Annotated in this window: 17 protein-coding genes and 1 pseudogene; 7 read left to right on the top strand and 11 right to left on the bottom strand. The window is 74.5% G+C overall.

Annotation, left to right across the window (positions count from 1 at the left end; genetic code table 11):
• Positions 1-89 precede the first annotated feature (89 nt).
• Positions 90-2,927 carry a SpoIIE family protein phosphatase gene (locus ACZ34W_RS26920; RefSeq protein ID WP_465607712.1) on the top strand — a complete coding sequence of 946 codons (2,838 nt, stop codon included), beginning with the start codon at positions 90-92 and terminating at the stop codon, positions 2,925-2,927.
• 354 nt (positions 2,928-3,281) lie between these two features.
• Positions 3,282-4,421, top strand: coding sequence for an ABC transporter substrate-binding protein (locus ACZ34W_RS26925; RefSeq protein WP_465607714.1), 1,140 nt, complete (start codon positions 3,282-3,284; stop codon positions 4,419-4,421).
• Positions 4,422-4,535: 114 nt separating this feature from the next.
• Here ACZ34W_RS26925 and ACZ34W_RS26930 read toward each other — a convergent pair whose 3' ends face one another.
• The 3 genes from ACZ34W_RS26930 to ACZ34W_RS26940 all read right to left on the bottom strand — a co-directional run bounded on the left by ACZ34W_RS26930 (position 4,536) and on the right by ACZ34W_RS26940 (position 8,611).
• Positions 4,536-6,935 carry a M4 family metallopeptidase gene (locus ACZ34W_RS26930; protein ID WP_465607716.1) on the bottom strand — a complete coding sequence of 800 codons (2,400 nt, stop codon included), beginning with the start codon at positions 6,933-6,935 and terminating at the stop codon, positions 4,536-4,538.
• Between the two features lie 591 nt (positions 6,936-7,526).
• Positions 7,527-7,736: a DUF6479 family protein gene (locus ACZ34W_RS26935; protein WP_329491594.1), complete on the bottom strand. Its 210-nt coding sequence runs from the start codon at positions 7,734-7,736 to the stop codon at positions 7,527-7,529.
• 131 nt (positions 7,737-7,867) lie between these two features.
• Positions 7,868-8,611: an SDR family oxidoreductase gene (locus tag ACZ34W_RS26940; RefSeq protein WP_465607719.1), complete on the bottom strand. Its 744-nt coding sequence runs from the start codon at positions 8,609-8,611 to the stop codon at positions 7,868-7,870.
• A gap of 106 nt (positions 8,612-8,717) precedes the next feature.
• On the opposite strand from ACZ34W_RS26940, the gene ACZ34W_RS26945 reads away from it, so the two are divergent.
• Positions 8,718-9,221, top strand: coding sequence for an RrF2 family transcriptional regulator (locus ACZ34W_RS26945; protein WP_465607721.1), 504 nt, complete (start codon positions 8,718-8,720; stop codon positions 9,219-9,221).
• Between the two features lie 66 nt (positions 9,222-9,287).
• The gene (locus ACZ34W_RS26950; protein ID WP_465607723.1) at positions 9,288-9,698 is read left to right on the top strand and encodes a hypothetical protein; all 411 of its coding nucleotides are present in this window, start codon (positions 9,288-9,290) and stop codon (positions 9,696-9,698) included.
• A gap of 825 nt (positions 9,699-10,523) precedes the next feature.
• Here the strand turns inward: ACZ34W_RS26950 and ACZ34W_RS26955 are convergent.
• From ACZ34W_RS26955 to ACZ34W_RS26965, 3 genes are all read right to left on the bottom strand, one after another.
• Positions 10,524-13,415 (bottom strand): hypothetical protein, encoded by a 2,892-nt coding sequence (locus ACZ34W_RS26955; RefSeq protein WP_465607725.1) that lies wholly within the window; start codon positions 13,413-13,415, stop codon positions 10,524-10,526.
• 181 nt (positions 13,416-13,596) lie between these two features.
• Positions 13,597-14,211: a dihydrofolate reductase family protein gene (locus ACZ34W_RS26960; RefSeq protein WP_465607727.1), complete on the bottom strand. Its 615-nt coding sequence runs from the start codon at positions 14,209-14,211 to the stop codon at positions 13,597-13,599.
• A gap of 24 nt (positions 14,212-14,235) precedes the next feature.
• Entirely contained in the window at positions 14,236-15,105 is an 870-nt protein-coding gene (locus ACZ34W_RS26965) for a metalloregulator ArsR/SmtB family transcription factor (protein ID WP_465607729.1), read from the bottom strand.
• A 179-nt stretch (positions 15,106-15,284) separates the two neighbouring features.
• Between ACZ34W_RS26965 and ACZ34W_RS26970 the strand changes: the two genes are divergently transcribed.
• A complete protein-coding gene (locus tag ACZ34W_RS26970; protein ID WP_329491587.1) occupies positions 15,285-15,707 on the top strand; it encodes a carboxymuconolactone decarboxylase family protein in 423 nt (140 codons plus the stop codon).
• A 323-nt stretch (positions 15,708-16,030) separates the two neighbouring features.
• Positions 16,031-16,912 (top strand): NAD(P)H-binding protein, encoded by an 882-nt coding sequence (locus tag ACZ34W_RS26975; RefSeq protein ID WP_465607731.1) that lies wholly within the window; start codon positions 16,031-16,033, stop codon positions 16,910-16,912.
• Between the two features lie 57 nt (positions 16,913-16,969).
• Here the strand turns inward: ACZ34W_RS26975 and ACZ34W_RS26980 are convergent, their stop codons facing one another.
• The 3 genes from ACZ34W_RS26980 to ACZ34W_RS26990 are packed head-to-tail and all read right to left on the bottom strand — an operon-like array spanning position 16,970 to position 19,162.
• Positions 16,970-17,527, bottom strand: coding sequence for a TetR/AcrR family transcriptional regulator (locus ACZ34W_RS26980; RefSeq protein ID WP_465607733.1), 558 nt, complete (start codon positions 17,525-17,527; stop codon positions 16,970-16,972).
• 29 nt (positions 17,528-17,556) lie between these two features.
• Positions 17,557-18,966 carry an amidase gene (locus ACZ34W_RS26985; RefSeq protein ID WP_465607735.1) on the bottom strand — a complete coding sequence of 470 codons (1,410 nt, stop codon included), beginning with the start codon at positions 18,964-18,966 and terminating at the stop codon, positions 17,557-17,559.
• Positions 18,953-19,162 carry a hypothetical protein gene (locus ACZ34W_RS26990; protein ID WP_465607737.1) on the bottom strand — a complete coding sequence of 70 codons (210 nt, stop codon included), beginning with the start codon at positions 19,160-19,162 and terminating at the stop codon, positions 18,953-18,955. Before ACZ34W_RS26990 ends, ACZ34W_RS26985 begins: the two co-directional genes overlap by 14 nt.
• A 175-nt stretch (positions 19,163-19,337) precedes the next feature.
• Here ACZ34W_RS26990 and ACZ34W_RS26995 point away from each other — a divergent pair.
• Positions 19,338-19,544: pseudogene (locus ACZ34W_RS26995) on the top strand (LLM class flavin-dependent oxidoreductase); the annotation flags it as partial.
• 44 nt (positions 19,545-19,588) lie between these two features.
• Here the strand turns inward: ACZ34W_RS26995 and ACZ34W_RS27000 are convergent.
• Positions 19,589-20,425 carry an NPP1 family protein gene (locus tag ACZ34W_RS27000; protein WP_329491581.1) on the bottom strand — a complete coding sequence of 279 codons (837 nt, stop codon included), beginning with the start codon at positions 20,423-20,425 and terminating at the stop codon, positions 19,589-19,591.
• A gap of 251 nt (positions 20,426-20,676) precedes the next feature.
• Positions 20,677-21,720, bottom strand: a complete 1,044-nt coding sequence (locus ACZ34W_RS27005) for a serine protein kinase RIO (RefSeq protein ID WP_465607740.1) — start codon at positions 21,718-21,720, stop codon at positions 20,677-20,679.
• Positions 21,721-21,901 lie beyond the last annotated feature (181 nt).

A 21,901-nucleotide genomic window follows, 5' to 3' on the forward strand; every position in this document is an offset into this window, starting at 1 on the left:
CAGCCCGCGCAACCGCAGCCGCCCCCCAGGAGGGACCGGGCGGTCACGATTTCCTTGCCAGTTCTGCGGAAACCAGGATAAAAGGGGGTATGAGCGTAAATTCGGGCATTTTCCGGCGATGGTTCACCCGTCGCTCCGGAAAGCCCGGCGCCACCGCACCGCCCCGGACCGAGGCCACCGCCCCGGAGTCGACGGGCGAGTCGGCAGCCGGGTCGCGCCCGTTCGCCGGCCGGACCGGGCCGGCCACCCGCAGCTTCGCCCAGGAGGTCTTCTTCCTCCAACTGCTCCTGGTGATCCTGCTCATCGCCGGGGCGCTGGTGGCCCTCGTCCTGCAGACCCGGCGCGAGACCCTGGCCGACGCCCGGGACCGCACCGTCGCCGCCGCCCAGTCCTTCGCGCACGCCCCGGGCCTCCTGGAGGCCCTGGACAGCGACGATCCCAGCGCGACGCTGCAGCCCCTCGCCGAGGAGGCCCGCGAGGCCGCCGGCGTCGACGCCATCATCGTGTACAAGCTGGACGGGATCACCCTGACCCACAGCGACACCTCGCAGATCGGCAAGCACGTCATCGGTCCGTACGCCCAGGCGGCGCAGGGCATCTCCTTCACCCGGACCTTCAACGGAGTACTGGGCCCGTCGGTGATCTCGGCCGCCCCCGTCAAGGACCCCTCGGGCAAGGTGGTCGCGATCGTCTCCGTCCCGGTCACGGTGGAATCGGTGCAGCACTCGGTGAACCGGCAGCTGCCCCTCTTCCTGGCCGGCGCCGGCATGGCCGTCGCGCTGGCCGCCTGCGGCGCCGCCCTGGTGAGCCACCGGCTGCGCCGGCAGACCCGAGGCCTGGGCCCGGCCGAGATGACCCGGATGTACGAACACCACGACGCCGTCCTGCACGCCGTGCGGGAGGGCGTGCTCATCACCGGCGACGACGACCGGCTGCTGCTCGCCAACGACGAGGCCAGGCGGCTGCTGGACCTCCCGCCCGACGCGGAGGGACGCCGGATCGGCGACCTGGGGCTGGACGCCCGCACCGCCGACCTGCTGAGTTCGGACCGGATCGCCAGCGACGAGGTCCACCTGGCGGCGGACCGCCTGCTGGCCCTCAACAAGCGCTCCACCACCCCCTTCGGCGTGCACCGCACCAACGTGGTGACCCTGCGCGACACCACCGAGCTGCGCGCGCTGTCCGGCCGGGCGGAGGTGGCCCGGGGGCGACTGCGGCTGCTCTACGACGCCGGGATGCGGATCGGCTCCACGCTGGACGTGGTGCGCACCGCCGAGGAGCTCGCCCAGGTCGCCGTCCCCGGGTTCGCCGACGTCGTCACCGTCGAGTTGCGCGACGCCGTGCTGCGCGGCGAGGAGCCGGACGGGGCCAGCGTCCGGCTGCGCCGCAGCGCGGTCGCCGGGCTGGCCGAGGACCACCCGCTCTACCCGGTCGGCAAGCTGATCCGGTTCGCGCCCGACACGCCCATGGCGGCCAGCGTGCACGACGGGCGATCCGTCGTGGAGCCGGACCTGGCCGGCTCCAGCGGCTGGCGCACCCAGGACCCCGAACGCGCCCAGCAGATCCTCGACTACGGGATCCACTCGCTCGCGGTGGTGCCCCTGCAGGCCCGCGGGGTGGTGCTCGGTCTGGTGAACTTCTGGCGCGCCGGGGCCTCACTGCCGTTCGACCAGGAGGACCTCTCCTTCGCCGAGGAGGTCGCCGGCCGCGCCGCGGTGTGCATCGACAACGCGCGGCGCTACACCCGCGAACACGCCATGGCGGTGAGCCTGCAGCGCAGCCTGATGCCCCGCGGCATGCCGGAGCAGCAGGCCCTGGAGGTGGCCCACCGCTACCTGCCCGCGCAGGCCGGGGCCGGCGGCGACTGGTTCGACGTGATCCCGCTGCCCGGCGCCCGGGTCGCACTGGTGGTCGGCGACGTGGTGGGGCACGGACTGCACGCCGCGGCCACCATGGGCCGGCTGCGCATCGCCATCCACAACTTCTCGGCGCTGGACCTGCCCCCCGACGAGTTGCTCGGCCACCTGGACGAGCTCGTCTCCCGGATCGACGTCCAGGACGAGGACAGCGAGACCAGCGTCCAGGCGATCACCGGCGCCACCTGCCTCTACGTGGTCTACGACTCCGTGTCCGGGCAGGTCACCGCGGCCACCGCCGGTCACCTGCCGCCCGCCGTGGCCCACGCCGACGGGACGGTGACGTTCCTGCGCCCACCGGTCTCCCCGCCGCTGGGCCTCGGCGCCGGCCTGCCCGTGGAGACCGCCGAGCTGACCGTGCCCGAGGGCTCCCGGCTGGTCCTCTACACCGACGGGCTGCTCGGCGACCGCACCCGCGACGTGGACGCGGCACTGGAGGAGCTGCGGACGACCGTCGGCGGGGCGGACTCCTCGCCGGAGGCCGTCTGCGCCGCCGTGATGGCGACGCTGCCGCCCGGCCGACCGGACGACGACGTCGCGCTGCTGGTGGCGCGGACCCGGCTGCTGGAGCGCGACCACGTCGCCGAGTGGGAGGTGGCCCGGGACCCGGCCGCGGTCGGCCCGGTGCGCAACGCCTGTGCCCGCAAGCTGGCGGAGTGGGGCCTGGAGCACATCTCCTTCGGCACCGAGCTCATCCTCAGCGAACTGATCACCAACGCCGTCCGCTACGGCAAGGACCCGGTCCGGGTGCGGCTGCTCCTCACCCAGACGCTGGTCTGCGAGGTCTCCGACGGCAGCAGCACCGCCCCGCACATCCGCCGGGCCAAGGACACCGACGAGGGCGGCCGCGGCCTGTTCCTCGTCGCCCAGTACGCCCAGCACTGGGGCACCCGGTACTCCCCGCGGGGCAAGACCATCTGGGCCTCCCAGACGCTCGACAGCGGCGGGGCGCAGGACGAGGAGGCGCTGGGCGCCATGCTGCTGGGCTCCTGGGACGACATCGAGCTCTGAGGCCGGTCACGGGGCGGGTCGGGCGGGGATTCGTGAGGCCGGCCGGCCATTTCCGGCGGAACCGCCCACCGGACCGGTAGTCTGGTACTCAGCGTCACCGCGACCCGGGATCCGTAACTCATCGTCACCACATCGGAACCGGCCGCAGGCTCCGTGGCCCGGCCGGGCGACCCCGCGGTCGGCAGTCCTCCGGTCGGCGACGCCCGGCCCACGGGCCGGACGCGTAACCCGTGGGTCCACCGGTCGCCGGACACCCCGCCGCCCGGCACCGGGCCCCCGCCGAGACCTCGCCGCCCCCGCCCTTCCGGCGGCGGCCCGGCCCCCGAACTTCCCTGCACTCCTTCTGGAGGCGTCGTGGTCACACCTCGTCGAAGCCACCTGGCCGCTCTCGCCGCCTGCCTGACCCTGGTGACCGTCGGACTCGCCGGCTGCGGCGGCCAGAGCGCCGGCACGCCGGTGGCGGCCCGCTCCGCCTCCGCCCAGGACATCGGCGGCATGGACGAGCTGGTCCGGCAGGCGCAGGCGGAGGGCCAGCTCAACACCACCACGCTGCTCCCCCACTGGGCGAACTACGGCGGCCTGATGGACGGGTTCTCGAAGAAGTACGGGATCAGGGTCGTCAACGACAACCCGGAGGGCTCCAGCCAGCAGGAGATCGACGACATCAAGCGGCTCAAGGGGCAGCCCGGCGCGCCCGACGTGCTCGACCTCGGCGACTCCTTCGCCCAGTCCGCGGCCGCAGAGGGCCTGCTGGCCCCGTACCGCACGGCCGGGTACGACCAGATACCCGCCGCCCAGAAGGACCACCGGGCCCGCTGGTACAACAGCTACGGCGGTTACGTCTCCATCGGCTGCGACGCCCACCGGGTGAAGACCTGCCCGAACTCCTTCGCCGAGCTGTTCGACCCGCAGTACAAGGGCATGATCGCGTTCACCGGCGAACCCACCAGCGCCGGGTCGGCCTTCGCCGCCGTGTACGCCGTGGCCCTGGCGAACGGCGGGTCGTTCGACGACATCCAGCCCGGCATCGACTTCTTCGCCCGGCTGAACGAGGCCGGCAACTTCAGCCACGCCAACTCCGACCTGACCGCGATCACCACCGGGAAGACGCCGATCAGCATCGAGTGGGACTTCCTCAACCTCCAGCACGTCGACCAGCTGCGCCCGGCGGGAGTGGACTGGAGGGTGTCCATCCCGTTCGACGGCAGCTTCTCCCAGTACTACGCGCAGGCCGTCAACAAGGACGCCCCGCACCCGGCCGCCGCCCGCCTCTGGGAGGAGTACCTCGCCTCCCCCGAGGGCCAGAACCTGCGGCTGGTGGACTTCGCCCGCCCGGTCCTGATGGACGCCATGGCCAAGAACGGCACCCTCGACACCGCGCTCGCCGCGAAACTGCCGACGGTGGAGGGCACCCCCGCCTTCCCGAAGGAGTCCCAGGTGGCGAAGGCGCAGACCGTCGTCAAGAACAACTGGCCCACCGCCGTACCGAAATGACCGGCCGCACCGACCGGTGCGCGGAGCGAGGCCCGGCCCCGCCGGGCCGGGCCTCGCCGTGCACCCCGGTGCACCGGCCCGTCACTGGCCGGCGGAACCGTCCGGGCGGACGGTTCAGTTACCGAGGTCGACCGAGGTGTCGTCGATCAGGAACGTGGTCCGGGCGGCGAGGTCCTCCGACCCCACGAACCGCAGGTTGACGTACTGACCGGCGTATGCGGAGAGGTCGACGCTCTTGCGGACGTAGCCGGTGGTGGCGTCCAGGTTGGAGTAGGTGGCCAGCACGGTGTCCCCGGCCTGCACGGTGAGCTTGTCGTAGGGGATGCTCCTGGTGCCCTCGTCGGTGGTGATGTCCACCCAGAAGCCGAGGGTGGCCCGGCACCCCCAGGGGATGTACACCGTCTGGGACAGCGTGTCGGTGTGGGTGCTCCCGTAGCCGTCCAGGAACGCCTTCCAGCTGCCGCTGCGCGGCGCGGTGTAGGGATTGGTGGAGTCGATCACCCGGGCGCCGGAGGCGAACCAGGCCGTCGGGCCCGACTCGAAGCCGGGGTTGGCGAGTCGCTGGGACGTCGCGCACTGACCGAGGGTGTAGGTGGTCCAGAGGAACGACACGACGTCCAGCGCGCCGGTGGAGTCCTTGACGGTGAGCGTCACGGTGCTCTCGGCCTGGGCGGTGGGGGTGCCGGTGATCCGGCCGGTAACGGCGTTGATCGTCAGGCCGGCGGGCAGCCCGGTGGCCGAGTAGGCCAGGGCGCCGGGATTGCTGCTGACGGCCTTGGTCTGCAGGCTCACCGCCGTACCGGTCATGGTGACCTGGTCGCCGGGGTTGGTGACCGTCACGCCCTGGGTGAGGCGCGCGCCGACGTTGACCGCGGCCCACGCGTTGGCGGCGTTCTTGTAGGTCGGACTCGTGGCGCCGTAGAGGTCGGCGGCCGCCTTGAGGGTGGCCGTACGGGCGGCGGCGTAGTCGGTGGTGGAGGTCATGTAGGTGCTCAGCGCCCGGTACCAGATCCTGGTGGCGGCGTCGCGGCCGACCGGGTTGACCGGCAGGCCGTCGTGGGTCGGCGAGTCGTAGTTCACGCCGTTGACCCGCTTGGCGCCGCTGCCCTCGGAGGCCAGGTAGAACCAGTGGTTGGCCACGCCCGAGGAGAAGTGGACGTCCTCGGACCCCACGCCGGAGTACCAGTAGTCCTTGGAGTAGCCGTCCTTGGAGGGCTGGTCCTGGTAGCGCAGCGGCTTGCCGTCGCCGTCGATGTTGATCTTCTCGCCGATCAGGTAGTCCCCCGGGTCGGCGGCGTTGTTCGCCCAGAACTCCACGGCGGTGCCCATGATGTCGGAAGTGGCCTCGTTCAGGCCGCCGGACTCGTTGCCGTAGACGAGGTCGGCGGTGGCGGAGGTGACGCCGTGCGTCATCTCGTGGGCGGCGACGTCGATCGACGTGAGCGGGTTGGCATCGCCCTCGCCGTCGCCGTACGTCATGCAGAAGCAGCCGTCCCACCAGTACGCGTTGACGTACGAGGTGCCGTAGTGCACGCGGCTGTGGGCGGCGACTCCGTCGTTCCTGATGCCGTTGCGGCCCAGCACGTTCCGGTAGAAGTCCCAGGTCAGTTGGGCACCGTACTGCGCGTCCACACCGGCGGTCTGCGCGTTGCCGGTGGCGCCGTCGCCCCACACGTCGTCCGCGTCGGTGAACAGCGTGCCCGGCGTGTCGTCGGTCTCCTGGTGCTGCAGGTCGTACGTCCGGTGCCCGCCACGGGCGTTGTCGGTCAGGCTGTACGCGCCGGCCGACCCGGCGGTGCCGATGGTGACCTGACCGGAGTACTGGCTGTTGCCGACCCCGTTCTTCACGTCCTGGTACTCGAACAGCCTGCCGCCGGTCACCGCGTCGGTGATCACGTGCAGCTCGGAGGGGGTGCCGTCGTGCTGCAGGCCGCCGACGACGCTCTCCCAGGCGAGCGCCGGGCTGCCGGAGGCCGCCCAGACCACCTTGCGGACGGACTCGGACTTCGCGTCCTTCGCCCCCTCGGCCCTGGCGCGCTCCAGGGCGGCGGAGTCGGCGGACTCGGCGGTGACCGCCGCGAGGGCGGGCGCGATCGCGATGGCCGCGCCGGTGGCCTTGTCGACGCCGGTGGTGGCGCCGTTCGCGGCCGTGTGCACCACCAGGTCACCACCGAGGACGGGCAGTCCGGCGAAGGTGCGGTCGTACCGGGTGTGCACCGTGCCGTCCGCGTCCCTGGCGACCGCCTTCGGCACCAACTCCTCCTGGGCACCCAGGCCGAGGGCTTTCGCGGTGGCGGCGCGGCGCTCCTGGGCGTCGGCCAGCAGCGCCGTCCGCTCCTCCTCGCCCAGCGGCGCCGCGAGGGCACCGGCCCTGGGGGCGGGAGCTTCGGACGCGGGGGCGGGGGCTTCCGACACGGGGGCGGGGGCGGCGTGTGCCGGGAAGGTGACGGCGATCATCGCGGATGCGGCGATCAACGCACCTGCGGCGACGGCCTTGCGGGGGGAACGTCTCAACGGAACTCCTCGTGGAGGCGGCCGATGTACGACCTCAGCCGGTGCAGGCCCGGACGGGCAGGACCCTGGCCGTCCGGGTGGAGCGGAACCGTGTTCGTCCGACGGAGCAGGGGGCGGGAACCAAAGTGCTGACTCAACGTCAACTACTGAAGTTGTACGGCCATCTTGGACGCGAACGGCTAGCGGCAGCGTGCCATGTTTGCGCGGACATGTCAGCACCCGCCCGCCGGGTTGGCCGAAACCCGGCCCACCCGTCCGTCGCTTGACCCCCCGGATGCCTGACGGCCCATCGGGCACTGTCGGCTCCCCCACCGGCCCGAAGCCTCATTGCACCCCCGCCCAACCGCCGATGGTCCGCACCGCGTGGTACGGACCATCGGCGACAGGCTCGATCCGGCCGTCGCCACCGTCCACCCGGACTCCGCCACCACCGCTCACGGGCCCCGCGGGCACCACCACCCCGCACGTCCGCCCCGGTACCGGGGTCCGGTACCGGGGCGGAGGTCGTGCTGGGGCAGGTGCGGCGGAGGCCGGGTGCTCACGGGTCGGCAGACCGGCCCGGGGCCCTTCGGGGCGGTCCGGCGAGCGGGGTCACCCCGGCGGCGGCTGGCGCCGCGGGTCGGACTCCCGTGCCCCCGACAGGTCGACGGGCGGCGGCTCGCGGTCCTTGCGGCGCTGCCCCAGGACGAAGGCGAGCATGAGGGCGACGACCAGGAGGACGCCCACGGCGATCAGCCAGAGGTGTGCGCCCGCCCCGTCCGCGGCGAGTGGAGTGGTCCGGGTGAGATCGATGACTGCCATGCGCCGCGCCTTTCCGCTACGGGCCCGCGCAAACGGTGCGCGTCCGAGTACCGACGGGGCCGGGCGTCCGACCCAGGGGCGCGACACCCGCACCACACGCCGGGCGCCCGGGCTCGCGCCCGGCGCGGCCCTCAGCCGGCGATGGCGGCCGCCAGCCAGTCGCGGTAGTGGGTGGGCGCGAGGCGGGCCTCGGGGCCGGGGGTGAGGACGTCGCCGCGGACGGCGGCGAACAGGCCCGCCTGGTCGTCGGTGACGACGGGACGCCCGTCGCCCTTGGCGGCCAAGGTGATCCGGCCGAGCTCGTCCAGCGTGAACCGGTCGGGGCCCGCGATGTCGAGGGTGCCGGTCAGCGGGGCCGCCGTGGCCACCTCCGCGAGGACGTCGACCACGTCGTCGGCGGCGATCGGCTGGAGGGGAGTCGCGGGCAGCCGGACGGCGCTGTCGTCCGAGGTCCACGACATCGTGGGCTCCACGAACTCGAAGAACTGCGTGGCGCGGACGATCGAGTAGGGGGTGGGGCCGCCGCACAGCAGGTCCTCCTGGAGGGTCTTCGCCCGGTAGTAGTCGAGCTGGGGCACCTGGTCCACGCCGACGATCGACAGGGCGACCTGGTGGCGCACGCCCGCCTTGTCGCCGGCGTCGAGCAGGTTGCCGACGGTGGTGCGGAAGAAGTCGAGGGACTGCTCGTCGAAGGTCGGGGAGTTGGTCACGTTGACGACCGTGTGGGCGCCGGCGACCGCCTGGTCGAGACCCTCGCCGGTGAGCAGGTCGAGGCCGGACGACCGGGACACCGCCGTCACGTCGTGACCCTGCCGCTCAAGCACGTCGGCGAGCCGGGAGCCGATCAGGCCGGTGCCGATGACGGTGATCCTCATGGTGTGCCTTCCTTCGTGACGGGGGCTTCCCCTGGGGGCAAACCCGGATATCAGATGTCCGGGACAATACTCGGATAGTCTATGTCCGAGTCAATGTGGAGGCGACATGAAGCTGTCCGGCGGCGTCGAATGGGCGCTGCACTGCTGTGTGGTCCTGACCGCCGCCGGGGAGCCGGTACCGGCGGCCCGGCTGGCCGAGCTGCACGAGGTGTCGCCCAGCTACCTGGCCAAGCAGTTGCAGGCCCTCTCGCGGGCCGGCCTGGTGCGCTCGGTCCAGGGCAAGACCGGCGGCTACGTGATCACCAGGGCGGCCCACGAGATCACGCTGCTGGACGTCGTCCAGGCCGTCGACGGCGCAACCCCGGCGTTCGTGTGCACCGAGATACGCCGGCGCGGGCCGTTCGCGACACCAGCTGAGCAGTGCACCGAGCCGTGCCCCATCGCCCGCGCGATGGGGTCCGCGGACGCCGCCTGGCGGGCCTCGCTGGCCGGGGTCACGATCGCCGACCTGGCCGCCACGGTGGAGGCCGACAACGGGCCGGACGCCCTCCCCGGGATCGGGGCCTGGCTGACCTCGGGCGCCGACCCGCGCGGACCGGCCGCACCGTAGGTCCGCGCCCTCTCCTGCCCCCGGCCCCGCCGGACCCGGCGGACCGCGCCGCGTACGCTCGGCTCTGTGCCACGCCACCCGAGAAAGCCCCGCCGACTGGTCGCCGACGGCCGGACGTACCTGTGGTCGCTCCGCCACAGCCACCCCGGACCGGCCGGCGAGGCCTTCACCGACTGCCGCGAGACCCTCACCCTGCACCCGCAGCCGGCCGGCTCCGGCGGGACGCTGCGCATCGTCTTCGCCGGCGGACCCGACCGGTACGTCCCCGGCGGGTTCCCCCTGGGCTCCGGGGACGTCGGGTTCGTCCGGGGTGGCTCACTGAACCTGCACGAACCGGGCGCCGTCCGGGCCCTGCTGGGCGCGGCCGCGGCCCGTGGATGGCAGCCGGGAGACCGGCGAGCGGTGGAGCTCGACGGCTGGTCGCTGCTGGAGGAGGCCGCCGCCGCCCGCACCGGGGAGCTCGGCCGGCCTTCGTGAGAGCCGACATGTAGGGGATCGGCGGCAGCCACCCGTCGGGCGCGCGCACGAAGCCGAGGGACGCCGGCCTCCGTGCGGACGCGGAGCTGGTCGTCGAAGGTCGGAGCCTCGTCCTGGCGCCAGGCGCGGCCGCGTGCCGCGAGACGGCCGAGAACCGTCTCGTACGTCACGGGGCCGGCGGAGTCGCGCTCGCCGATGGCCAGGTGCGAGGGAACGCGGAACCGCCTCCGGTGTCGACCGGGTCGAGTCCGAGAGCTCCCCTGGGGACCGCCCCGGACCTCCAGGCTGCCGCCCCTGTGACCGGCCCCTCGCCCGGTGGTGGGCCCCGGCCAGGTCCAGGCCGGTCCCGCCGCCCAACAGCCGATCGGCCTCTCCACCGGTCATGCCGGGCCTGATCCCGGCGGTCTCGCCGGGGGCCGCGATGGAGACGATCAGGTCGGGAACGGTGCCGTGCCCAGGGCACAGGAGACCACCGGCGCGGCCGCTCGCGCTCACGGCCCGGGCCGACGGTGCTGTGGGCTCGTCACTTCTCGGGCGGTGCCGTGAGGCCGGGCCGGCGGTCCGGCCTCGATCGGGGGAGCCGCTGGCCGCCTCGGCGTACCGCCCTTCGCAGGGGGATTCCCCTGGTCGTCGCCCGACAGCGGCTCCCCGGATCGCGGCTCGGCCTCCTCTTCGGCCGAGCCCCGGAGGGCGCGCGGCGGGCCCGACCGGTGCCGGCGACCGGTCGGCGCCCCGGCAGGGCCGGTCGGCTCGGGGCGGGTCTGCTCAGGGCCGGTCGGCTCGGGGCGGGTCGGCTCAAGGCCGGTCGCCCCGGGGCCGGACGGCTCAGGGCCGGTCGCCGAGTCGTAGGTGGGTGGTGAGGTGGCGGCGGCCGCCGGTCAGGGCCTCGGCGACGACCGCGAGGGCGGTCATCGCGGCGAGCGCAGCGGCCGGGAGGAGCAGGGGCGCCGCCGTGGGGCGCAGCCCGGTCGGCACCGGGGCGCCGACCAGGGTGGACAGGCCGACGGCCGGCCCGAGCAGGGCGACGGCGGTGAGCGCGGCCAGGGCGCCGCCGGCCGCGGCCAGCAGGGTCTGCGGCAGCGTCTCGGCGAGGACGAGCGCGAGGCCCTGCCGGGAGCGCAGGCCCATGGTGCGCAGCCGGGCCAGCAGGGCGGCCCGGTCGGGGGCGGCGCGCAGCAGTGTGAGCAGGACGGCGAGCAGGGTGAAGGCGCCCGCTGCGGCCTGGGCCTGGCCGAACAGGCGGCCCGCCGCGTGCTGGAGGGGGTCCTGGGCGAGGTCGGCGGCGACGGCGGCGCTGGTCCGGGTGACGTAGCCGCTGCGCAGGGCGTCGGGGTCGTTGCCGACCACGGCGGTGGCGGCGGTCGGCCCGGGCGGCGGCGGGGCGGCGGGGTCGGCGAGGGAGGAGGCCGGCAGCGCGCGGACCAGGCCGGCCAGGGCCGGCTCGTCGATCCGGCCGAGCGCGAACCAGTCGGTGATGCGGGCGAGTTCCGGCAGCACGGCGCTGGCGGCGGGGGTGGGCAGGACGATGAAGGGGCGGGTGGCGCCGGGCAGGGCGGGGGTCGCGTCGACCGTGCCGGCGTGGGCTGTGAGGACTTCGCCGCCGCTGGGCAGTCGCAGCCGGTGGCCGCCGGGGCCGAGGTGGCGGGCGAGGTCGGCGCTGAACAGGGCGGGGACGGGCGGCGCCCCCGGATCCGCCGCGGCCGGCGCATCGAGCGCCGCCGGGTCGAAGGTGCCCGCCCCGACAGTCCTGGCGATCCGCGCGTAGGCCCGGGGTTCGGCGACCACCAGGGTGACCTGGGTGGCCTCCGGGTCGACACCCGCGCGCACGCCCGGGACCCCCTCCAGCAGGAACGCCTCGCTCTCCAGCCGCACGGCGGTGGCGGCCGTGACCCCCGGCAGCGCTGCGGCGGCCGCGGCGAACCCGGGCGGCAGGGTCATCCCGGCCGGCGCCGCCACCGAGGCGTCCGCCCCGACCACGAGCTTCGCGGCCTGCTCCCGGGCGAGCCCGACGCCCGCCAGCACGCTCGCGCCGAAGCCGGCGGTGGTGACCGCGAGCACGAGGGCCAGGAGCGGCAGGACGGAGGGCCGCGACCGCCGGCCGCCCCGGCCACCGGAGCCCCGGGCGGCGCGGGCCAGGCCCAGGAACGCCACCGTGCCGGAGGAACGGGCGGCCGCCCGGGCCAGGCCGCCCGCGAGGACGGGCAGCAGGCGTGCCAGCAGTAGCGCCGCGGTGAGGGCGATCAGCAGCGGGGCCGCCACCAGCAGCAGGTCGGGGCCCGCGTCCGGTGGGGCGACGCCGCGGCGCCGGACACCCGACACCGCCGCCACCGTCAGGGCGAGGACGACGAGTTCGGCGATCAGCCGGCCCCGGCGCGCGGCCCTGCCGGAGCCGTCGGCCGGCGGCAGCGCGGCCCGGACCGGAACGGCGAGCAGGGCGAGGGCGGTGGTGACCAGCGCGGCGGCCACCGCCGCCGCCCAGCGCGGCGTGGGCCACAGCCAGAGCGCCGACGCGGTGGCCGCGACGGCCGCCGGCAGGACGGTGACCGCGCCCTCCCCGCAGAGCCGCAGCAGGAGCCCGGTGCCGGATCCGCCCCGGGCCCTCAGCAGCCGCAGTTCCGCGCCGCGCCGGTCGGTGGTGAGCGCGGTGGCCAGGGCCAGCACCACCCCCGCGACCCCCGCCACGGCGGCCGGCCCGATCAGGGCCGTCGGCGCGACCGCGGCCTGCCGCGCCGCCGCCCGGTCGAGGTGGCCGGGCAGCCGGGACGTCGTAGAGAGGTCGGAGCGGCCGGTGGCGGCGAGCAGTGCGGTGGCCGTCGGCCCGGTGAGGAACGCGGCGACATCGTGCCTGACCCCGGCCAGCCGGTCGGCCCGCAGCACGCCGGTGTCCACCGGGAGCCGCCAGAAGTCACGCGTGTTGCGCCCCCAGCGCCCGAGGGCGCCCAGGTCGTCGCCCCCGATCACCGCGGCGGTGTGCCAGCTCCTGATGTCGGGGTCGCTGAGCGAGCGTTCCAGACAGGCCCGGCCCGTGCACGGCAGGTCGGCCCAGTACGGCTCGGCCGGGTCGGTGACGGTGTAGAGGCCGGTCACCCGCACCCGCTGCGGGGGCACCGAGTCGTCGTCGAGGACCGCACCGAGCCGGATCCCGATCGTCTCCGCCGCACCGCGGGCCACCGCGATCGGGATCGGCTCGCCCTTGCTCCCGCCGGACGGCCAGGTGCCGGCGACCAGGGTGGTGTGCTCGGTGAAGCCGTGGAGGTAGCGCAGGTGCAGGGTCGGCGGGGAGTGCCCGTCCGGGCGGTCCAGGCCGGGGGTGGTCAGCGCGTGGCGCAGCAGGCCCTCGGCGCCGAACACCGGTCCCGACGGCGCCACCGGGAGGCCGGCCCCGGCCCGGGCGACCAGCTGAGCCGCCACGGCCTCCAGCTCCGCCTCCGTCCCGCCGCCCTCCGGGGAGCGAGCGGTGCTGAGCAGGCTCGTCTCCAGCGGGCCCCGGTCGTGCAGGAAGTCCCGCAGCGCCGCGTCCGCTCCGCGGTCCAGCACCCTCGGGATCGCCGCCGCCAGGAACACCAGCACGAAGGCCAGTCCGGCGGTGAGCAGCGCCGCCCAGGGGCCGGTGCGCAGCCTCGTCCGCACCCACCGGGCGGGCCGGTGGGCACCGGCGGTCACCGGGCGGGCGGGACGGGCCGGGCTCGCCGGCCGGGTGGGGTCGGAGCTGGTCACGGGAACCTCCGTCGGGGCAGGACGGCGGCCACCGACGGTCCGTCACGCAGTAGCGGCCGATGGTGCCAGAACAGCGCCCGGGACCGGAAGGTTCCCGGGCGAAGCATGGACCGAAGAGGCACCTCCGGCACGGCCGAACGGGCACTCCGGCCGGCCGCCCCGGAGGAGCGACGCGCCCGGCTCAGCGGATCCGGTCGTAGACGAGGGCCAGCGTGCCGTGCTCCCCCGCGGTCTGGCTGACGAGCGCCCACTCGGCGGCGGGCAGGCCGTCGTCGAACAGGCGCGGTCCGTCGCCGAGGAAGACCGGGAAGACGGTGAGTGCCAGCCGGTCGACCTCGTCGGCCGCCAGCAGTGCTTTGATGACGCTCGCGCTGGAGAGCACCAGGATGTCGCCGCCCCCGGTGGCCCTGAGGCCGGCGACCACCTCGGTGGTCGGCCGGTCGACGACCGTCGTCCGCTCCCACGGCGCCCCGCCGGGGGCGGACTCGCCGAGGGTGCCGGAGAGGACCACCTTGTCGGCGTCGACGAGCCACTTCGCGAAGCCCTCGTCGCGCGGGTCGACGCCCGGCATGCCGATGACGGTGGGCCAGAAGCCGAGGAAGCCCTCGGCGTTGACCCGCCCGAGCAGGGCGGTCGTCGCGGGCTCCCAGAGGCCGGTCAGGTGGTCGCGGGCGACGTCGGTGTGGGCGTAGGGCATCACCCAGCTCATGTCCCGGGGGTCTCGCCGGGCGTAGCGGCCGTCGAGGGAGAGGCTCATGTTGGTGACGACCCGGCGGCTTGCGGTCTGCTCGGTCATTGCGTACTCCTCGTGTCGTTGTCGTCAGTGGTCGGTGGCTGTCGTCGGTGGCTGTCGCCGTCGCCGGTCGTCGTCGGCGGCCGTGAGGGCCGCCGCGAGCTTGTCGAGGCTCTGGCCGAAGCCGGTCTCGATCCCGGCGACGAAGTCCGCCGAGTCGACGGTGCTGTCGGTGATCCGCCAGTGGACGTCGAGCCCGGTGCCCCGGTCCGTGCCGGCCGGCCGGAGGCCGAGGTCGACGTGGGCGGTGAAGGCGGTGCCGCCGCCGGGGAGTAGCGGGGAGAGCCGGTAGGCGAGGCGCTCGCCCGGGCGGACGTCCTCGACGACTCCCTCCGCTCGGCCGGCGACCGGGCCGGAGCCGTCGGTGTCCTCGATGTCGCGGTACTCCTGGACGATCCGGCCGCCCGGCCGGGCCTCGAAGACGAGCTCGGAGACCCGGAGGTCGTCGGGCGTCCACCAGCGGGCGAGCAGGGTGGCTTCGACCAGGTGGCGCCAGACCAGGTCCGGGCGCCCCGGCAGCTCGCGGTGGAACCGGAACGAGCGGCCGTCGGCCCACCCTGCCTCTCCCGCCGCGCGCCGCTCCGCGTGGACGCCGAGCCCGTAGCGCCCGTGGGTCTCGCCCGGGCCGCCGGGCCGGTCCGCGCTGTCCGCGAGCCGGGCGAGCTCGGCCGCCAGCTCCCGTAGGGGGGCGGAACGGAGCGCGTAGACACGCCGCTGGCCGATGCGCTCGGAGGTGACGACACCGGCACGCTCAAGGGCTTGCAGGTGCTTGGTCGTCTGCGGCTGGCGCGCCTCGGCGAGCCGGGCGAGCACCCCGACCGGGCGGGGCCGCTCGGCCAGCAGGCTCACGAGGCGCCAGCGCGCCGGATCGGCCAGTGCGGCGAGGAGTGCTTCCATGAGGAGAAGTATTCGCCACAAAGAATATTCATGTCAAGGAATATCTCCGGACGCACCTCTGCGCGACGGCCGGCCGCATGTCGGAGCCGGGAGCGGGCACGCTCCAGGTCCTACGGTCGGGCGAGGACCGGACACCACGGGCGGGCGCCGAGGCGCCGCCGGGAACGGAGTGTGACCCCATGGACATCCCCCCGAACGCCGCCGAAACCCGCCAGGACCGCTACGACCGCGGCCTGGAGACGCTCACCCGGATCGACGGCGAGGCCGGCCGGCGGGTGGTCGACGCGCTGGCCGACATCAGCCCCGAACTCGCCCACCAGATCGTGGCCTGGGGGTTCGGCGAGATCTACCGGCGCCCCGGGCTGGCGCCGCGCGACCGGCAGTTGGTGACCCTGGGGATGCTCACCGCGCTCGGCGGCTGCGAGTCCCAGCTCGACGTCCACGTCAACGCCTCCCTCAACGTCGGCCTCACCCCCGAGGAGATCGTCGAGGCCCTGCTGCACTCCGCCGGCTACTGCGGCTTCCCCAGGGCCCTCAACGCCACCTTCGTCGCCAAGAAGGTCTTCGCCGAACGCGGCCTCCTGCCGGTCACGGGCGACTGAGGCCGGGCCGCGGCGGGCGGCGGACCGGCCCCGGCGCAGGAGCCCGACCCGCCTGGCCCGCACCGCCGACAGCCTGCGTCCCCATGAGCAGAGCGCGAGGGCCGGGAACACCACCCGCACCCGGCCGTGCGTTCGTCCGGGGCTGGTGACACGGTCGCCGACGGTGCCCGGCCTGCCCGGTGTCGGCCGGGGTCTCCGGGGAAGGCGGCGACACGCGGCGCCCGTCGAACGCGTCCCCGGCCGTACCGGAGGAAGGATGGGAGCTTCGGGCCGCCCCAGGTGCCCGGCCCGAGGCCGAGCCGCCCCCGGACGAGAGGAAGCCCATGCAGATCGCCGTCACCACCCCGACCGGCAACGTCGGCCGCCACGTCGTCGCCACGCTGATCCGGGCCGGCGTCCGGCCGCGCGTCCTGCTGCGCGAACCCGGCCGGCTGGCTCCCGAGGTCAGGGGCGAGGTGGACGCCGTGCGGGTCGACCAGTTCGACCCCGAGGCGGTGGCGGCCGCCACCGAGGGCGTCGACGCGCTGTACTGGGTGGACCCGACCACGGGCGGCGAGGACCCGCTCGCCGACTACGCCCGCGCCACCGCCGCCGTGGTCCGTGCCGTCACCGTCAACCGGATCGGCCGGGTGGTCTTCCAGAGCAGTGTCGGCGCCGAGAAGCGGCACGGCGCCGGCGAGATCGACGGCCTGGCGGGGACCGAGACCGCCCTGGACGGCCTCGGGGTCGACGTCACCCATCTGAGGTGCGGCTACTTCTTCACCAATCTCGAACTCCAGCTCGACGCCCTCCGGGCGGGCACGCTCCAGGTGGTCCTCCCCCTCGATCAGCCCATGGCCTGGGTGGCACCGCGCGACATCGCCGAGGTGGCCGCCACCCGTCTGCTCTCCCCCGCCTGGTCCGGGCGGTGCGTGCGGGCGGTGCACGGACCGGCGGACCTGACCTGGCGGCAGGTGGCCGGAATCCTCACCGCCGCGACCGGCCGGCGGATCGGCGTCGAGCGGATCACCGACGACGCCATGCGCGCCGGGCTCAGGCGGTCCGGGATGACCGAGGGGCTGGTGGAGGCCGTGCTCGGCATGTCGACCGGCCTCCGTGCGGACTTCACGCCCGAACAGCGCCGCAGCGTCCGGACCACCACGCCGACCACGCTCGCCGCCTGGGCCTACGACCACCTCCGGCACCGGCTCGCCGACGGCTCCTGAGCGCGGCCCGCGCGGGGAGCGGGCGGAGGAACGGCGGGCCGCTCCGGAGCCGGCACGTCACCCGGCGAGGAGCTCCCCGACGAGCCGGCGTGCGTACCCGGCATCGAGGCCGGCCGGGCGGAAGAGGATGCGGTACATCATCGGGGCCACCACGCGGTCCATCACCGTCTCCACCTCGGGGGCGGCCTCCCCGCGGTCGCCCGCCCGGGCCAGCACGACGTCGACCTGTTCGGCCGCGTAGGCCGAGCACTGGCCGGCGTTGCTGCCGTCCGGGTCGCCGAGCAGGGCGTCGCGGATGTAGGCACGCCCCGACGGGGACGCCATCTCGTCGAGGAACTGCTCGGCCCAGGCCGTCAGGTCGGACCGCAGGTCGCCGTGGTCCGCCGGCTCCGCGTCGGGCCGCAGCCGCTCCACCGCGACGTCCGACAGCAGCTCCTGCAGATCGCCCCAGCGGCGGTACACCGTCGACGGGGTGACGCCCGCCCGCTGGGCGACCAGCGGAACCGTCAGCCCGTCGCGGCCCACCTCGGCGAGGAGTTCACGCACAGCGGTGTGCACCGACGCCTGGACCCGGGCGCTGCGACCGCCGGGGCGCACCATCTGCTTGCGACTCATGGGACCAGCTTAAAGCACAGTCCTTGCGTTTAGGGGGCGCCCACCCCGGTACCGACCGGCGCCGGCACGGGGGCCGGCCGCGACCGCTCGTAGGCGTGACCGACCCGCAGGAGGAGGCGCTCCCCGAGGGGCCGGCCGAGCAGCTGCATCCCGATCGGCAGGCCCGACGCGTCGTGGCCGACCGGGACGGTCAGCGCCGGCACCCCGGTGATGTTGGCGGGGGCACTGAGGCGCACCAGGGCGTCGGCGACACCCTCGGACGTGCCGTCCGACCAGGTCACCGTCGTCTGACCGGCCCGCACCGCGGTCGTCGGGACCGTCGGGGCGGCGATCACGTCGACCCCGGCCAGCACGCGGGCCCACTCCTCCCGCATCAGGGTCCGGGAGCGCTGCGCCCGCAGGTAGTCCCCGGCGGTCATCAGCTCGCCGGCCTCCAGGAGGACCCGGACGTCCGCCTGGTACAGCTCGGGCACCGTCCGCAGGGTGCGCTCGTGGTACGCGCTGGCCTCCGGTGCCACCAGCCCCCAGAGGGTCGCCCGGATGTAGCGGGCCATCGGGATCCCGACGTCGACGAGCTCCGCACCGAGGTCCGCCAGGTGCCCGATGGCGCGCCGGACGGCGGTATCGACCTCCGCGTCGAGGTGGTCGAAGAAGTAGTCGCGCGGCACGCCGACCCGCAGCCCCGTCAGGTCGGTGCCCGGGCCGGGCCGGTGGTCCACGGCGGCGGCGGCCAGCGAGGCGGGGTCGCGCGGGTCGTGACCGGCCATCGCCGTCAGGACGACGGCCGCGTCCTCGACGGTGCGGGTGATCGGACCGACGTGGTCCAGCGACCAGGACAGCGAGGTGACGCCGTGCCGGGGGACGAGGCCGTAGGTCGGCTTGAGGCCGACGACGCCGTTGAGCGCGGCCGGCACCCGGATCGAGCCGCCGGTGTCGGTGCCCAGCGCGAAGGCCGCCGCACCCGAGGCGACGGCGACCGCGGAGCCGCCGCTGGACCCGCCGGCGACCCGGCCGCGGTCCCGGGCGTTGTGGGTCTGCGGGGTGGTCAGGCCGTAGGCGAACTCGTGGGTGTGCGTCTTGCCGAGCAGGATCGCGCCGGCCGCCGTCAGCCGCGCGGCGACCGTGCTGTCGGCCTGCGCGCGGTGGCCCTCGCGGACCCGGGAGCTGGCCGTGGTCGCGGTGCCCGCGACGTCGATCAGGTCCTTGAGACCCATCGGAATGCCGTGCAGCGCCCCCCGGAAGCGGCCGTGCGCCGCTTCGTGCTCGGCCTCGCGCGCCGCACCGCGCGCCTGCTCCGCGAGGACCGAGACATAGGCGTTGAGCCGCGGTTCCACCTGTTCGATGCGGCCGAGCACCGAGCCGACCAGCTCCACGGGAGACAGCCGCCGGGCCCGGATCTCGTCGGCCGCGGCGGCGACGGTGAGCTCATACGGCCGCATCGGACAGCTCCGTTCCCGCCCGGTAGGCGATCGCGGGCGGGGTGTCCCCGAAGTCCAGCTCCCGCAGGACCGCGACGACGGCGTGGAGCTGGTCGGCGGTGGCCGCGACCGGCCGGTGCCGGTCGTCGGGCAACGGAAGGCCCGCCCGGGCGGCCCAGCGGGCCGCCTCCTGCGGCGTCAGTTCGGCGGCAGACATGGGTGTCCTCTCCTCGTCGGGTCGGGAGCCGCGAAGCGCTCCCGACCCAAAAGCTAACAGTTTGCTTTAGCCGAACGTAGGTTCTACGGCCAGCTAAAGCAAATCAATTGCTTTTACACCGAAGGGGCCCCTTCCACGCCCGGCGCCCCCTCCGACGCACCCGCCCGCCTCCCCCGCCGGGATCGGCCTGGTGCGCGGCGGCGCGGGCACCGCCCTGGTCGGCGGCCATCACGAGGTGGCCGCCCGGATCGAGGAGTACCACCGGCTGGGCATCGACGAGTTCGTCCTCTCCGGGGCGCCGCACCTGGAGGAGGCGTACTGGGTCGGCGAGAACGTCCCGCCGCTCCTCGCCGACCGGGGGCTCTGGAAGCGCGGGGGCTGACGCGGCCGGGCCCGGGCACCGTGCGGTGCCCGGGACCGGTGGCGTCACGCCCAGGGGTTGAAGGGGATGCCGCCGGGCTTGGAGGCGTTGAGCAGGTTGCGGAAGCGGTCGTCCTTGTCGGTGGTCTTGATGGTCGCCGAGCCGAAGTCGGCGTTGTTGAGCCGGTCGCGCAGCCAGGTGCTCGGCCAGCCGTTCCAGTCGACGATGGGCGGCTGGCGCCAGCTGTGGTAGTGGTTCTCCGGCGGCTCGTCGTTGCTGTTGGCCAGCCGGAACAGGTGGGTGAGCGCCGGCAGGCCGTCCTTGTGGTAGACGACCTTGGGATGGCTGCCGCTGAAGCGCACCGACGAGCGCGGGTAGGTGGCCTGGCCGCCGTGCTGGGTCACGGTCAGGAACTCGACCTGGTTGGACGACTGCTTGACCCAGGAGATGACGTGCTCCCAGTCGTGGCGGTGGCCGCCCGAGCCGTTGACCGTCTGGTCCTTCTCGAAGTAGCTGGCGTACACGATCGCGCACCAGCCGTTGTTGCACTTGGACCGGGCGTAGGTCTGGGACCGGTCCAGGTCGGACTGGTCGTGGCAGTTGCCGTTGATGGCGCCGGAAGTCTTCAGACCCGGGTTGAGGGTGCCGTCGGGGCCGATGGCCGAGACGGCGTAGCAGCCGTCCACGTCGTAGTCGTAGGCGGGCGAGAACGAAGCCTCGTAGCCGCCGGCGCGCTGCGGCAGATTGGGCAGCGAGTCGGCCTGGGCGGCCGGCCCGGAGAAGGTGAGCAGGAGGACACCGGCGCCGAGGACCGTCCCGATCCGGCCCCGGGTGCGGGTCGCGCGCCCGGTCGCGGAGCCCTGGGCCGTGGTGGCCGGGCCGGTCAGCGAGGAACTGTTCATGTCTCCCTGTTTCGTCAGGAGTTGATGGGGGCCGCCCGGCAGCTGCGGGGCGGCGCACATCGAGCATGGCCGTGATCCGCCCGGGGCGGATCCGTCCAATGACTGACGGGATTCGGAAGCCGGTGCCCCCGTGCGCGCGGGGCGCGGCCTGACCTTCGGTCAAATGACGTAGTCGGGTGCACCCCGGGAGGGCCCCCGCCCTGGGTGCCGGCGCGCGGCCCGACACTCCGGGAAGGGGCGGGCGGGCCCGCTCACCGCAGGCGCGCGTCGAAGGTCAGCGCCTCGACGAGCTCGCCGACCCGGCGCTCCGGCAGGCCCCGCGAGACGAACCAGGCGCCGACGTTGCGCACGTCGCGCTCCAGGAACGAACGGCCGCGCGGATTGGCGACGACGTCCACGATCTGCGGCACATCGATGATCACCAACCGCCCGTCGTGGACCAGGATGTTGTACGCCGAGAGGTCGCCGTGCGCGTAGCCGTCGACGGCGAGCAGCGACAGGTTGCGGCCGAGCTGCTCCCACAGGTCCTCGACGTCCACCTCCTCGGCGCGCAGCTGCGCGAGCCGGGGCGCGGCGGTGCCGCCGGCGTCGCCGACGAACTCCATCAGGATCTCCGTGCCCAGGATCTGCACGGGGTACGGGACGGCCACGCCGGCCGACCAGAGCCGGCACAGCGCCGTGAACTCGGCGGCCGCCCACTGGCCGGCGATGGCCTCCTTGCCGAACGCGGTGCGCTTGGCCATGGCCCGGGCGATCCGGGACTCCTTGTGCTGGCGGCCCTCCAGGTAGCCGGAGTCGCGGTGGAACATCCGGTGCTGGGCGTCGCGGTAGCGCTTGGCCGCCATCAGCGTGCGCCGGTCGGTCCCGGGCACGCCGCGCTCCAGGAGGAAGACGTCGGCCTCCTTGCCGGTCTTGACCAGCCCGAGTTCGGTGTCCACGGCCGCGAGTTCGGTCACCACCCAGGCAGGGCGCGGCGCGGGGCCCTTCTCGGTGGGGGTGGACTGGTCCCAGGTGGACCAGCGATCGCCGTCGGCGGGACCGTCGGCGACCGGCGTCGAGCCGTCGTCGTAGCTGCCGTCGGGGGTGTCATCGTCGGTGACGTACGCGTCGGCGAAGTCGTCGGCGCTGTCCGCGCCGTGGGTGTCGTGCGGGTGGCCCGCGGGCTCGAAGGCCTCGAAGTGGTAGGCCACCTCGGGCTCGAAGTCTCCGTCCCGCTCGGACCGGCGGCCGCGACGGGGTGCGCCCTTGGGGCGGATACGGGAGAAGGGATCGTTGTCGGCAAAGCGCTCACGCACTGCGGTGGCTCCTGAGGAACGGCCCACCGATGCGCCAGTCGTGAGGCGTCGTCAGCCGGTGGGCGAAAGACGAGGGGAAGAGGCGTCTGGCGCGCACACGAGGGCGCGCCGCATCACGGCGGCAACCATGGGTACGCACCTCCTCTGTTTCTCCACGTCGGTCCTAGTGCCACGGCACGAG

This window comes from Kitasatospora sp. NPDC022856 (assembly GCF_055561235.1).